At 51.3% G+C, this 12,898-nt stretch carries 13 protein-coding genes; 7 read left to right on the top strand and 6 right to left on the bottom strand.

Annotated features, from left to right (window positions below):
* The first annotated feature begins 87 nt into the window (after window positions 1-87).
* Genes C5S61_RS10785 through murJ form a run of 4 tightly spaced genes read left to right on the top strand, consistent with a single transcriptional unit; the run spans window position 88 to window position 3,505 of the window.
* A complete protein-coding gene (locus C5S61_RS10785) occupies window positions 88-522 on the top strand; it encodes a hypothetical protein (protein ID WP_110515064.1) in 435 nt (144 codons plus the stop codon).
* The gene (gene lipB, locus C5S61_RS10780; RefSeq protein WP_110515063.1) at window positions 519-1,193 is read left to right on the top strand and encodes a lipoyl(octanoyl) transferase LipB; all 675 of its coding nucleotides are present in this window, start codon (window positions 519-521) and stop codon (window positions 1,191-1,193) included. The genes C5S61_RS10785 and lipB overlap by 4 nt, the downstream gene beginning before the upstream one ends.
* A gap of 18 nt (window positions 1,194-1,211) precedes the next feature.
* On the top strand, window positions 1,212-1,928 hold the full coding sequence (locus tag C5S61_RS10775; RefSeq protein ID WP_110515062.1) for a PIG-L deacetylase family protein: 717 nt from the start codon (window positions 1,212-1,214) through the stop codon (window positions 1,926-1,928).
* A complete protein-coding gene (gene murJ / locus C5S61_RS10770) occupies window positions 1,925-3,505 on the top strand; it encodes a murein biosynthesis integral membrane protein MurJ (protein WP_110515061.1) in 1,581 nt (526 codons plus the stop codon). The genes C5S61_RS10775 and murJ overlap by 4 nt, the downstream gene beginning before the upstream one ends.
* A 51-nt stretch (window positions 3,506-3,556) precedes the next feature.
* Here the strand turns inward: murJ and C5S61_RS10765 are convergent, their stop codons facing one another.
* Window positions 3,557-4,495, bottom strand: a complete 939-nt coding sequence (locus C5S61_RS10765; protein ID WP_164689361.1) for a GAF domain-containing protein — start codon at window positions 4,493-4,495, stop codon at window positions 3,557-3,559.
* Between the two features lie 508 nt (window positions 4,496-5,003).
* Between C5S61_RS10765 and C5S61_RS10760 the strand changes: the two genes are divergently transcribed.
* Together C5S61_RS10760 and C5S61_RS10755 are read left to right on the top strand one after the other, a co-directional pair.
* Window positions 5,004-5,843, top strand: a complete 840-nt coding sequence (locus tag C5S61_RS10760) for a patatin-like phospholipase family protein (RefSeq protein WP_110515059.1) — start codon at window positions 5,004-5,006, stop codon at window positions 5,841-5,843.
* A gap of 62 nt (window positions 5,844-5,905) precedes the next feature.
* Window positions 5,906-6,613 (top strand): hypothetical protein, encoded by a 708-nt coding sequence (locus C5S61_RS10755; protein ID WP_110515058.1) that lies wholly within the window; start codon window positions 5,906-5,908, stop codon window positions 6,611-6,613.
* A 48-nt stretch (window positions 6,614-6,661) separates the two neighbouring features.
* On the opposite strand, the gene C5S61_RS10750 is transcribed toward C5S61_RS10755, so the two are convergent.
* A complete protein-coding gene (locus tag C5S61_RS10750; RefSeq protein WP_110515057.1) occupies window positions 6,662-8,401 on the bottom strand; it encodes an FG-GAP repeat domain-containing protein in 1,740 nt (579 codons plus the stop codon).
* Between the two features lie 157 nt (window positions 8,402-8,558).
* Here C5S61_RS10750 and C5S61_RS10745 point away from each other — a divergent pair, with 157 nt between their 5' ends.
* Window positions 8,559-9,368 (top strand): alpha/beta hydrolase family protein, encoded by an 810-nt coding sequence (locus C5S61_RS10745; protein ID WP_110515056.1) that lies wholly within the window; start codon window positions 8,559-8,561, stop codon window positions 9,366-9,368.
* Here C5S61_RS10745 and C5S61_RS10740 read toward each other — a convergent pair.
* The 4 genes from C5S61_RS10740 to apbC form a co-directional block, all read right to left on the bottom strand.
* Entirely contained in the window at window positions 9,344-9,784 is a 441-nt protein-coding gene (locus C5S61_RS10740) for a hypothetical protein (RefSeq protein ID WP_110515055.1), read from the bottom strand. The genes C5S61_RS10745 and C5S61_RS10740 overlap by 25 nt on opposite strands.
* A gap of 114 nt (window positions 9,785-9,898) precedes the next feature.
* Window positions 9,899-10,354 carry an SRPBCC family protein gene (locus C5S61_RS10735; protein ID WP_110515054.1) on the bottom strand — a complete coding sequence of 152 codons (456 nt, stop codon included), beginning with the start codon at window positions 10,352-10,354 and terminating at the stop codon, window positions 9,899-9,901.
* An 18-nt stretch (window positions 10,355-10,372) separates the two neighbouring features.
* Entirely contained in the window at window positions 10,373-11,407 is a 1,035-nt protein-coding gene (gene moaA / locus C5S61_RS10730; protein ID WP_110515053.1) for a GTP 3',8-cyclase MoaA, read from the bottom strand.
* A gap of 74 nt (window positions 11,408-11,481) precedes the next feature.
* The gene (gene apbC / locus C5S61_RS10725; RefSeq protein ID WP_110515052.1) at window positions 11,482-12,561 is read right to left on the bottom strand and encodes an iron-sulfur cluster carrier protein ApbC; all 1,080 of its coding nucleotides are present in this window, start codon (window positions 12,559-12,561) and stop codon (window positions 11,482-11,484) included.
* Window positions 12,562-12,898: the final 337 nt, after the last annotated feature.

Genomic DNA, 12,898 nt, shown 5'->3' with positions numbered 1-12,898 from the left:
CCTTAATTGCTAGCGATCTGGTTGCAAATAAGCTGATTGTGCTATCATGCTCGCAGAGCGTTTGTTCTCAATTTGTGAGTTTAAGCTATGCCTGTTTTAATTCAATTAACCACTGCCGACCACGGCGGACGCGTTTCAACCGGCAAATGTGGCACCGCCGAATGTGGCGTGAGTTGCAATTGTGGTTGCCCCTATACCGCGATGGAAACCCGCGGCCATACAGAAGCCATCGAAATCATCGAAGCCCGCTATCCGAATCAATGGCTGGGCTTGGTGATTCCGCCAGAGGAAGATGAATTTGCACCTGAGCGTGCCATGCTGGTGGCATATTCCCACGACGATAATGAAGTGTGGGATGCGATGAGCCGCGTGACCCACAATCAAGTGGTGCATGTCTATTTTAATGGCCAATATAGCGCCGATTATGTAGATTGGGCGGCGAGCGAACCAGCAACCTATGGCGCTCGGCTGAGCCAACCATCACCATTCGGCGGCGATATGATTAGCTTGATGCCTTTATGACGATTCAACAAGTGCAACGCCAATTGGCTGTGCAAATTCTTGGCATGCTCGATTATCAAGCTGCGTGGGACTTGCAACGCAACTTAGTGAGCCAACGCAGCGCCGATACTATTCCCGATACCTTGGTGTTGTTGGAGCACCCAACAACCTACACGATTGGGCGTTCTGGCGGCTACGATCACTTGTTGGTCAGCCCAGAAAGCTTGCAACAACGCGGCGCAGCCTTAATCGAGGTTGATCGCGGTGGCGATATTACCTATCATGGCCCAGGCCAGTTGGTGGGCTACCCAATTTTGCAAATTCGCGATCATGGCCGCGATTTACACCAATATCTGCGCATGCTCGAAGCAGTGATTATCGAACTGCTGGCGGAATATGGCCTGAGTGCGCGGCGCTTTGCTGGCTATACCGGGGTTTGGGTCGGCGATCGCAAAATTGCCGCGATTGGTGTGCGCTCGAACACCCGTGGCGTTACCTCGCATGGCTTTGCCCTGAATGTTACGACCAATTTGGATGATTTTGCGGCCATCGTGCCCTGTGGCATTCACGATTATGGCGTAACGTCGTTGGCCGAGCTTTTGCCGGTCGCGCCAGCTTTGAGCGATGTGCAACAACGAGTTATTCGGATTTTTAGCCGCATCTTTGATTTAAACCTGCTAGAGCCTGCTTAGTCGAGGACTATCTTAACTATGCCAACCATTCTTTCTGTTTGGGCGCATCCCGATGATGAAGCTTTTGGCCCTGTTGGTGTGCTTGCCCAAGCCCGTGCTGCTGGCTATCGCGTTGTGATTATTACCGCAACCCATGGCGAACGCGGCGATATTAGCCCTGAGCTGGAAATTGATCCTGAACATTTGGGTTCGGTGCGACTAGAGGAGCTGCATCAAGCATGTCAAGCAATTGGAGTCGATCGCAGCATCGTCTGGGATTATCCCGATGGTGGCTTGGCGTTGGCAAATGCCAGCGAATTGCGCGATAAAATTGTTGAAGTGCTGAATGCGGAGCAGCCAGAAATTGTTTTGACGTTTGGCCCCGATGGAATTTATGGCCATCCTGATCATATTGCAATTAGCATGGCCACAACCCAAGCTTTTGCTCAATATATGGCCTTGAATCCAAGCAGCGAGCAGCCGCGCTTATATTATCAGAGCGTTGCGCCGGGCAGCGATCGGGTGATTAATTCGGCGAGCAGCGGCAATTTCCCCGATCCCTTGCCTGCAACGACGATTATTGATGTGAGTGAGTTTGCCGAAACCAAGCGCGCAGCATTAGATGCTCACGCCACGCAGCGCCACGATTGGCAGCAATTCCTTGACCAACACGATTGGTTTAATACCGCCTATTTACACCGCGTCTATCCTTCGTTCGGATTGAACGATCAGCCAGAAACGACACTTTTTGCATGAACACCAAACTCGAAACCAAAGCCCAAGCAACGGCTGGCCGCAGTATTGCGCTAGCCGCTTTGTTATTAATGGTTGGCAATTTTGCCAGCCGCATCCTTGGCCTCGTCCGCGATAAAGTTATCAATCACAATTTTGGCGTTGGCGCAGAAACCAGCCTGTATTCGTTGCTCAGCGCCGTGCCAACCCAGCTCTACGATTTTTTAGTTGGTGGCTTGGTCAGCGCGGCGCTTGTTCCAGTGCTCAGCGATTACATCGATCAGCATGATGATGGCGATTTATGGCAAATTATCAACACAATTTTGACCATTCTCAGCCTTGTTTTGAGCTTTTTGGGTGGGCTAGTTTGGCTCTTTGCTGAGCCAATTAATCAGGTACTCGCTTCTAAGATTGTTGCTAGCCCAACCATGCTCAACCTTGGCGTATCGATGTTGCACTCAATGGTCATCGCCGTGGTTTTTATGTGCTTGTCGGGCGTGCTGACTGGCTTATTGCAAGCCCAACGGCGTTTTTCGTTGCCTGCCTTTACCTCGACCGTGTTTAATTTGGCCTTGATTGTGCTGATTTGGTTTTGGCCGCAGGATGCGCGGGTGTTGGGTTGGGCGATGGTGGCTGGAGCGTTGGCCCAAGTTGGCTTGCAATTGCCAGCTTTGCGCGGTGCACGATTGCGCCCGATGCTGCGTTTGCGCCACCCAGGCGTGCGCCGAATCGGTTTACTCTATGCGCCAGTTGCGCTTGGCATTAGCTTTTCGTTTATTGGCACATTGATCGATCGTCAGCTGGCGGGCAGCATCGATGACCTATCTGCATCGTATATGCGCAATGCCACAACTTTTATTCAATTTGCCTTGGGCTTAGTTTCAGCGGCCATCTCGATTGCGATTTTGCCAACGCTCGCGCGGCTCAACAGCGATGGCGATGAAGCTGGTTTTCGTCGCATCTTAGGCATTGGGCTAAAAGTGGTGTTGCTGCTAATTGTGCCAATGTTGGTGATTTTTGGCTTTTTAGGCGAGTCAGTGCTGCGAATTTTGTTTGAAGGTGGCAAGTTTAGCCCAGAAAATACCCGAGTTACAGCCTTGGTGTTGCTGGCATATTTGCCAAGCATGTTGGCGGCAGCGATCGATCAGCCATTAATTTTCGCCTTTTATGCCCGCAAGAACACCTTGTTGCCCAATTTGGTGCAAGCTCCAGCGATTGCTAGCTATTTTTTGGTGGCTGGTTTGAGCTATCGCCATTGGGGCATGTATGGCCTGATTGCTGGCAACGTGGCTCAATTAACCATCCACGCGTTGGTAATGGCCGTCGTGGCACATCGCCGCCTGCGGGTTTTTGATGGCCAAGCTATGCTGCTAGCGAGCGTCAAAATTGCAATGGCCGCCTTGGTCATGGCGGCAACATGTTGGGGGCTATTACAAGTGTTGCCAACCACGCCCAGCAAATTGAATGCGCTGCTGGTGCTGATTGTGGCGGGCGGCGGCAGTGGCTTAATCTATTTGGGCTTATTGTGGTGGCTTAAACTCGATGCGCTGCAATTTTTCAGCCAAGCCCTGCAACGCAAATTCAAACGCAACGCTGCTTAAACGCAACACGGCGGAGTTTGCGCTCCGCCGTCATTTGATTAAGCAGTGCAGTTATTTACGCCGAAACGTATATTCGATGCCTTGTTGCAACGTGCTATAGGTCACAACGCTGCGCAAATCGAGGCCAACGCTGACGATGGTTTGGGCAATTTCAGGCCGCAAGCCAGTCAGCACCATACGCGCCCCAAGCAGCTGAATTGCTTGCGAGGTTTGCACCAACAACGAAGCCACATAGGTATCCAAAACTGGCACGCCCGTAATATCGAGAATCACGAAATCGGCGCGATATTTGCCAACTCCCGATAAGACTGCCTCAGTCATACGTTGCGCTCGTTGCTGATCGAGTGCGCCAATCAAGGGTGCAACCAACACTTGATCATTCAGCGGAATCAACGGCGTTGAAAGCTCATCGAGCAGGTTTTGTTGCAAGCCAATAATCTCGGTTTGCAGGCGATCACGTTCGCGAATATCGTGTTGATGGGTGCGAATTTCTTGGCGCAATTTAAGCTCAGTCATCAACAATTCAGCAAATTCATGCAAAATATCGAGTTCTTCAACTGTCCAAACCCGTGGTTTGCTATCGATCACACAGAACGAGCCAAGCACATGGCCATCGCTGCGAATCGGCATGCCAGCATAGCTAATCACGCCCAAGTCGGGGATGGCTAGGTTATCGTGAACTAAAGGATGTTCGCGGGCATCGGTGACAACTAACTCATGGCCATTGCTGACCACGTGTTGGCAAAATGAATGGCTCAAAGGCGTTTCGCGCCGTTCTGCCCAAGGCTCGGCCAAGCCAACATGACTTTTAAAATATTGGCGATGATGTTCAACTAAGGAAAGTAATGAAACTGGTGCTTGCAGCACCTTGCTTGCTAAACGGGTCAATCGATCAAAGGCTGGGTCGAAAGAAACATCAAGGAGCCCTAGCTCTTGTAGTGTCTCGGTTCGGTCAGCATTGTCAAGCTGCGATCCTGATGCTGAGGACATATGCCAGACTCTCCACATAATAGCGTTACTCAAAACAGTAACAGAGTTATTAAGATTGCACAATTGCCGAGATAGGGTAACCATGAGGGGTAGTGAAGGATGAGGGATGAGGGATGAGGGATGAAGAGCATAGATGTACTGGTTCATTGAATTGGCGATCATGTCCCCTCACCCCCAACCCCCTCTCCCACTGCACGCGGGCGAGGGGGAGCCGACCGTTTTCTATCACGCATCGCGATAGAATCGCACGATTAAGCCCCTCGCCCGCGCACGGGAGAGGGGTTGGGGTGAGGGGATCAGGCGATGGTTAATGCTATGAACCAGTACACATAGAACATAGAACATAATCCTAATAATCTGTGTCAATCTATGGCTAAAAAGCCTTGGCGGTCTTCGCGCTCTTCGCGGTTTCGTCTTTCGTGGAATTCGTGGCTAAAAAGCCTTGGTGTTATTTGCGTCCTTTGTGATATACTATAACGCAGTGCGTCATTTACTCAGGAGTTGAGCTATGCAACGGACAATCGGCTTGTGCCTTGGTGGCGGTGGCGGCAAGGGCAGCGCTCATATTGGCGTGCTGCACGAGCTAGAACGGGTTGGCATTCAACCGAATATGGTGGCCGGAACTAGCATTGGCGCAATTATTGGCGCGGTTGTGGCGGCGGGCTACAACGCTACCACCATCGAGCAAGCCTTTCGCTCGACTCCATTGCGCCGAATTCTCAGCCTCGATCCGGCCAGCTGGGGCTTGATTGGCTCGGAAAAATTGGCTGGCGTGCTTAGCGAATTATTGGGCGACCAGTTAATCGAGGATTTGCCAATTCCCTATGCAGCGGTGGCGGTTGATTTGGTAACTGGCCATGAGATTGTGTTGCAACGTGGCTCGTTGGTTGAAGCAGCGCTGGCGAGTGCTGCCGTGCCTGGCGTGTTTCCGCCGCGCCGCATCGATAAATATATTTTGGCCGATGGCGGCATTCGCAATAATTTGCCAATTGACATAACTCGTCAACTTGGGGCTGAACGAGTGATTGCGGTCAATCTCATTGGCGAATTTGATCAATTTGAAGTTAGCAGTGCTGCCCAAAGCAGCCTTTTTTCGTGGCGGCGCTGGGTTCCACTCACTCAATTAGCCTTGGCCGAACGGGCGATTGGTATAATGGTGCATCAAATTACCTTGCAACGCTTGCGTGAAACGCCGCCTGATCTGCTGTTCAGCCCCGATGTGAATCGCATGAGTATGGCCGATCTCCTGCACCTTGATGATGGCATTCAAGCAGGAATTGCCTGTGTGGCTGATTATTACGAAGAATTGCAGCAATTGGCGCTTTGGCAACGCGGCGAATTAGCCTAAGCCGAAATCGAGTACACTCTAAACCGTCATTGAGCCGACCAATTTGGTCGGAAGGAGTTTCTATGCGGTTTATTGGCTATTTTTTGCTGATCTGTAGTTTGGTCGCTTGTGGTGACGCGACGGCCACAACCGTGCCACCAACCGAACAGGTTGCCCAAGCGGCCACAGCTACTGCTGAGCCAGTTTTGCTCATGCCATCAGCTACTCCCACCATTCCAGCGACGGTTGCCCCACGTCCACAAGTAACCCCAACCATCGACGATTTGGCAAATATTCCAGGCGATAGCACATCCTTTATCGTGATCAACGAACTGCAAACCTACACCAATCCAACCAAGGCTTTTTCAATTGATGTACCGAGCGATTGGCAACTACGCGATAGCGTTGATGCAGGCAATAATCTGCTGTTTTGGGTCGATCCCTTAGAACAAGCGTTTATTCAATTGCTGGTGGTTGAGGATAGCGAAAACTTGATTACGAACGATGAAGAGTTTTTAAACGATTTTATTAGCCAAATTGTGGGTGAGTCGGCGGAGTTTAATCTTGATCAGCCAGTCAAGCAAGCAGATGGCACAACCTATGTTTCCTATAGTTTCGTTGATCCGCAAAGCTTGCTGGCGATGAGTGGCGATGGCTATGTGCGCCGCGATGGCAAATATCTCAGCATGATTCAGATTTTGGTGCCACTTGAGCAATTTGAGAGCTTGCAGCCCGACCTGCAACGGATTGTCCAAAGCTACAAAATTGATCCTAGCCTTCCATTGCAATAATTAAAAAAGCGCAGGGATGGCTCGACCATCCCTGCGCTGGCACTGAATTTAGAAATCGCAGCCAGTGCGAGTAATTGGCAAATAGGCCTTGTAATCGCCACCTTGCAGTTGCTCTGGAGCATACACTTGTTGGCGTGGTGCTTCTGGCGCAGGGTTTTTGACCCACGCGGTACGCTGTAAATCTTGGCGGCTCATTGGCCAAGGCATTAATTCGGGCAAATTACGGCCTGGGGTTTCCCAAACATAAATATTGCCAGCTCGGCTATGGGCCAAAATCTCAACATAACAATTGTTGTCAATATCGGCGATGGTTGGCGCAGCTTGAATGCCTTTTTGCGAGCCAGCGCTGTTATCGTTCGATGGGCCTTCATTGGGCAGCGATAATGGAAAACCGCTGTGCAAGGTTCCGGTACGAGCATCGAGCGCGTACAGACCCACAATTCCCGCATAAATTCGATCGAATGAATAGGTGCCAAACACAATGTCGATTTTGCGATCGCCAGTTACATCGGCAATCGTTACTTCGCTGCCAAAGACTTTGCGGGTTGGTGCACCAGCAACCGGCTCTTGGGCATAGAAGAACGACCACATTTGGACCCCATTTTCGCGATAGGCGCGAATCGTGCCATCATCGAAGGTCACGACAAATTCTTTGATGCCATCGCCATCCAAATCGGCGACAACAATTGGGTTATTGGGCGTGAAGTTCACATCCAACGGTGCGCCTGCGCGTTTGGCATCAGTCCAGCCTGCGCGCCGTGTGCCGTTTGGCTCGGTCACAATCACCGCGCTAGCAATTTGGGGGTCGTAGTTGTTATCGGGTAAACCATCGGGCGTACGCACTTTGCCTGCTGCAATAACCTCGTAACTGCCATCGCCATCTAAGTCGGCGACTGCTGGCCCAGAGCGGGTAAACTCCAGATAATCGTGGGTGTTCCAAGTAGTTTGATTGACGTTGGTATAGGTGCGAATTGGCCAGCCTGGATATTGGTTACCATCACCATTGTAGCGATAGAAATAGATTTCATCGCGGCCAACCAAAATTTCCGAATGGCCGTTGTTATCGATGTCGGCCAAGGCTGGGTGGCCCCAAATGCCCGAACCTTTGTCGGCACTGCGGGGATAGCCATTGAGGATCGTTCCGTTCGACGACCATGCATAGACATTTGGCGCGAAATTGGTATTGTTGCCAGCTTCGTTGGTCGTGGTTGCAATCACTTCAAGTTTGCCATCGCCAATAATATCGGCAACTGCAACGTGCACAACTTCGGGGAAATTGCCATTAGTGATATAAGCCCAATCCATCTCTTTGGGCCAGCCGCTCAAGATTGCGCCATTGCGTTGATAGACAAAAACTTTGCCGCGTTGGCCGACAGCAGTGCCTTTGCCGCGCGTTCCAACCACAATTTCAAGCAAGCCATCTTGGTTAATATCGGCGACTACTAACGAGCCGTTCACCCGTGGAGTGTTGGCGCATGCGCCGCCGGTCATCCATGGGAAGCCATGCAGCACTTGACCATAAATGTTATGGCCCCAAATACAGCCAGTTGCATCGGCGGAGAGAATTTCCGGCGAGCCATCTTTGAACAAATCGACGACGGTTGGTGACGAAAAATAGGAGCCATTGGGCTTGGTTGCTGGAAAGCCAGCGCGCATGTTGTAGGCGTTGGTTGCGGCTGGGCTAGCGACGACTGAGGCTTCAGGTGCGCTCGTTTCGAGCGGCTTTGCCGAAACCGTGCTCAAGCTAAAAATAACGAGCAGAACAAACATCATCCTTCGAATGAACATACCAGACACTCCTCCGTGACTGCAAACTTGGCAGTTAAATGGAAATAATGGGTAGATCGTGCTATGCTAAGCCCTAATTGACTATAGGCCAACAGTCCTATTCGCCTTTAAAACTTTATTAACAAGTATGTATTTTTTAAGCATTTAGGAATAGCCGATGAGTGATTCGATTTTGGCTCAGGCCGCGCCGCCTGCTGATCAGCGAATTTGGTATGCTGCTGATCCGTTGCAATTTGGCGATTTGCGCTTGCCAGCTGGCAGTGGGCCATTTCCTGTGGTCATCGTTGTCCATGGTGGTTTTTGGCGCGCTCGCTATGATCTTGAGCATATTGGCCACGTTTGTGCTGCACTGACTGCACTTGGCTATGCGACGTGGAATATCGAATATCGGCGGGTTGGCAATGGCGGTGGTTGGCCCAATACCTTTATTGATGTTGCTCAAGCTGCCGATTTTGTGCCCCAGTTGGCCCAAACCTATCCCATTGATGCTCAAAGTGTGATTGGCTTGGGCCATTCTGCTGGTGGTCATTTGGCCTTATGGCTGGCTGCACGCTCGAAACTTGCCCCAACCAGCCCGCTTTGGCAAGCAGCACCTTTAGCATTACAAGGCGTTGTCAGTTTGGCTGGGGTTGCCGATTTGGCCTTGGCTGATCAACGTCGTTTGAGCCAACAAGCGGTGCAAGAATTATTGGGCGGCTCGCCGGCCGACTATCCCGAACGCTACCACGATGCTTCGCCAGTTGCCTTATTGCCGTTGGGCGTGCCCCAAATCGTGCTGCATGGCACCGATGACGGGCCAGTACCGTTTGGCATCAGCCAAAGCTATGTTGCCCAAGCACTGGCTGCTGGCGATGATGTGCGGCTGGTAGCGCTACCAAACGCTCATCATTTTGAGTTAATCGATCCGTCGAGTCGCGAGTGGTCAGCGGTTGTGGCTGCGGTTCAGGATTTATTGGCAACGCCATAGGCTTCGCGGGTTTCTTGACGCAGCAATAACCATAGCCCAGCGATTGGCAAGATTAATGGCGTAAAGCCATAGCCAATGCCAAAATCGCTCCAAACCGTATCTTTTGGAAACCAATCGCGTTCGATTAAGGTCAAAATGCCAACCGTAATCACGCCCAACAGCTCAACCGCACACACCGCCATGGTTACGCGCCATGCTTGCGGTGAGCGTCGCCCAAAGCCTAAGAAAGCGATTCCATAAATTAACGCGGCGATGGTAGTTAAGCCATAGGCCAGCGGCGCTTGATTGAATTTGGTGGCAACTTGAAACAAAGCCCGCGCGCCAGCAGAAATTGCCAGCACACAATAGGCAAAGCGTAAAACCCGGCTACTACCTGCTAAAACTTCCGATTCAGTGGTTTGATCAGTACGCGCCATTGCGCCACTATCCTTTCAACAACAAAAAACGCCGAGCAACAACGTTGACCTCAGCGTCTAAGTTTTGTATAGGATACCATAAAGTTTGGGTGACCTAAGCAAAAAAGTTGCTTATTAACCGCTCGCTTGCGCAGTTTTTTGGGCCAACACGCGCTTGAGCACGCTCAAATGTTGGCTGGCTTCTTTGATTAATGCAGAACGCATCAGCGGGGCAAATGGCCGCAAAAACCACTTGAAATCAATCGCCGTGCTAATGATTAAGCGTGTGCCTGCTGGCTCAACCACAAACTGATAATCCATATCCGATTGCATTAACGCCGAGCTAATTGTAAATTTGATCTGTTTTGGTGGCTCGTAGTGATAAACTTTTAACTGCATTTTCATCGGAATCCCCGCCACTTTGGCGTGTTCCTCGTAGATTGCGCCAACGCCCGCGCCGCTGATGTGTTGAGTATGGGTGACTGGTAGCCACCACTCGCGGTTATTTTCAAACCGACAAACATAGGCAAAGGTCGTTGCTTGATCGCTGCTCAGCAATTCGTTGGCGCTGATGCGTAATGGGTTTGGCATGTGCTTGCTTCTCCACTATTACCCGCCTAATTCCGACATCCCACGTATGGTTGGCTTAACCCCATCGGGCAAACCATGGCCCCATGGTTTGATCCAAACTGCATGCCGAACCAAGGCAGCTAGCTCTTCGTCGCTGCTTTGGCTACGCAGCGCCGACCGCAGATCAAGCTCATTATCGCGCAGCAAACACAGGTGCAATTTGCCATCGGCTGTGAGCCGCATACGATTGCAGGTGGCACAAAACGGATCGCTAATCGAGCTAATAAAGCCAATTTTGCCTTGTGCCCCAGGAATTTGATAGGTGCGCGCAGGGTCGGCTCCATACCAGCCAAGGAAATCGAGGCCCAAGTTGGCCTCAATTTGGCCAATTAATTCATTGCTTGGCACTACGCCGTTATCGGCCACATCGGCCACGCCCACCAACGGCATCACCTCGATAAAGCGCATTTGCCATGGTTTATCGATCGTCAGGCGGGCCAAATCGAGCACTTCTTGGTCATTTACGCCGCGCACAATCACACAATTGAGTTTGAGTGGAGTCAACCCAGCTTGTTCTGCTGCTTCGATCCCAGCCCAAACGCGGGCCAAATCGCCGCCACGCGTAATTTTGCGGAAGTTTTCTGGGTTGAGCGAATCGATGCTGATATTGACTCGCTTGAGGCCTGCATCGGCCAATTGCTGGGCGATTGGAGCTAGTAATAAGGCATTGGTGGTCATCGAAACTTCATTAATGCCTGGGATATTGGCAATTGCTTCGACCAGCCCAACCAAATCGCGGCGCAAGGTTGGCTCGCCGCCAGTTAGGCGAATCTTTTCAAAGCCAGTTTGGGCCATAATTCGCACCAAACGAATCAATTCGTCATTGGTCAGTAATTCTGGTTTGGGTGCAAATTGCATGCCCCATTCAGGCATACAGTAGAAACAGCGGAAATTACAGCGGTCGGTTAGTGAAATGCGCAGGTAATTAATCCGCCGCCCATGGGCATCGTGGGCAGGGGCAGTTGCGTGAATTTGGCTGGTTTGAGGGCTTTCCAGTAGTTCAATCGGCATCATCGGCTTGCTCTTTCAGACAACAATGACGCATAGCTGTAGCCATGCGTCATTGAAGCGTTGCCAGTGGCAAGGCGCTAGGCCGCCACCATGGTTTCAATACTGATGCGGCCTGCGAGCGTGCGCGCAACATCGCGGAAGGCTTCTGCATAGGCATCTTTGGCTGTTTGGGTAACCGCTGGCTGGCCGGTGTCGCCACCTTCGCGAATTGACATACCCAACGGAATCTCGCCTAAGAAGGGTACACCCAATTTGGTGCTGGCGGTTCGAGCGCCACCATGGCCAAAAATGTCGTAGCGCTTGCCAGTGTCGGGCGCGATAAAGTAGCTCATGTTCTCGACAATTCCCAAGATGGGTACATTCAACTTGCGGAACATCTCAACGCCTTTAATCGCATCAGCAAGGGCTACATCTTGCGGTGTCGTTACCACAACCGAGCCTGAAAGCGGAATCGCTTGGGCCAACGTTAATTGAATATCGCCAGTGCCCGGGGGCAAATCGACGACCAAATAATCGAGCTGGCCCCAATCGACCTCGAACAAAAATTGACGCAACATCGATGAAATCATCGGCCCACGCCAAACCAAGGGTTGGCTATCATCAACAAAATAGCCCACCGAAATGATTTTGATGCCGTGCGCTTCGAGCGGGGCAATTTTTTGATTTTCGGTAATGCCTGGCTTGCCGCGTGCGCCAGTCATCAACGGAGCGCTTGGCCCATAAATATCTGCATCGAGCAAGCCAACCCGTGCGCCTTCTTGGGCCAAAGCGACCGCAAGATTAACCGCAACTGTTGATTTGCCTACGCCGCCCTTGCCCGAAGCCACAGCCAAAATATGGCTCACGCCGGGTACGCGGGCTTTATCAGGAATCCCATTGTATGAACGCACAGTGGCAGTAAAATCGACCTCGATTTCGCTTACGCCAGGCACTTGGGCCAAAGCTGCGCGCACATCGTTGGCCAACTGGTCCTTGAACGGACAGGCTGGCGTGGTCAGATCGACTAAGACGACGACGCGTCCGCCATCAATGGTCAGTTCTTTGATCATTTTGCGGGCAACTAAATTGCCGCCGAGTTCTGGCTCTTGCACCGTTGCAAGGGCAGCTAAGACTGCCTCTTGTGTTGGCGCATCCGCCCGTTTCCCAAACAAGCCCATGGTGCTATGCGCTCCTATAACAATGATGCGAGTGTCGCGCACCATTGAGCAATCTTGTTATGCTATTTAGAACGATTATAGCACGACTAGCTATGACTTAAGTCGCTGTTGTTAAGGATGAAGAATGAGGGATGAATTCAAGATAGAAGGATGAGGGATGAAGGATGAAATTTAACCGCGAAGAACGCGAAGAGCACGAAGGGGAAATGGCTTTGGGCTATCGGAACATTATTCGTGCAATTTGTGGAATTCGTGGCTAAAAATATTGTAGTTTTTAACGCAGCGGCGCAGAGTGAAGGATGGCTATTGGCTCTGGGAACATAATCCCACCAATCTG

Source organism: Herpetosiphon llansteffanensis (assembly GCF_003205875.1).
In the GTDB taxonomy this organism is placed as follows: domain Bacteria; phylum Chloroflexota; class Chloroflexia; order Chloroflexales; family Herpetosiphonaceae; genus Herpetosiphon; species Herpetosiphon llansteffanensis.
This window is presented reverse-complemented; position numbering and strand designations above follow the sequence as displayed.

Bases quoted from the DNA above. Each gene is read 5' to 3' on its own strand.
- murJ (WP_110515061.1), top strand. From the start codon at position 1,925: ATGAACACCAAACTCGAAACCAAAGCCCAAGCAACGGCTGGCCGCAGT.
- C5S61_RS10755 (WP_110515058.1), top strand. From the start codon at position 5,906: ATGCGGTTTATTGGCTATTTTTTGCTGATCTGTAGTTTGGTCGCTTGT.
- moaA (WP_110515053.1), bottom strand. From the start codon at position 11,407: ATGATGCCGATTGAACTACTGGAAAGCCCTCAAACCAGCCAAATTCAC.
- C5S61_RS10750 (WP_110515057.1), bottom strand. From the start codon at position 8,401: ATGTTCATTCGAAGGATGATGTTTGTTCTGCTCGTTATTTTTAGCTTG.
- C5S61_RS10785 (WP_110515064.1), top strand. From the start codon at position 88: ATGCCTGTTTTAATTCAATTAACCACTGCCGACCACGGCGGACGCGTT.
- C5S61_RS10760 (WP_110515059.1), top strand. From the start codon at position 5,004: ATGCAACGGACAATCGGCTTGTGCCTTGGTGGCGGTGGCGGCAAGGGC.
- lipB (WP_110515063.1), top strand. From the start codon at position 519: ATGACGATTCAACAAGTGCAACGCCAATTGGCTGTGCAAATTCTTGGC.
- C5S61_RS10765 (WP_164689361.1), bottom strand. From the start codon at position 4,495: ATGTCCTCAGCATCAGGATCGCAGCTTGACAATGCTGACCGAACCGAG.
- apbC (WP_110515052.1), bottom strand. From the start codon at position 12,561: ATGGGCTTGTTTGGGAAACGGGCGGATGCGCCAACACAAGAGGCAGTC.
- C5S61_RS10745 (WP_110515056.1), top strand. From the start codon at position 8,559: ATGAGTGATTCGATTTTGGCTCAGGCCGCGCCGCCTGCTGATCAGCGA.
- C5S61_RS10775 (WP_110515062.1), top strand. From the start codon at position 1,212: ATGCCAACCATTCTTTCTGTTTGGGCGCATCCCGATGATGAAGCTTTT.
- C5S61_RS10740 (WP_110515055.1), bottom strand. From the start codon at position 9,784: ATGGCGCGTACTGATCAAACCACTGAATCGGAAGTTTTAGCAGGTAGT.
- C5S61_RS10735 (WP_110515054.1), bottom strand. From the start codon at position 10,354: ATGCCAAACCCATTACGCATCAGCGCCAACGAATTGCTGAGCAGCGAT.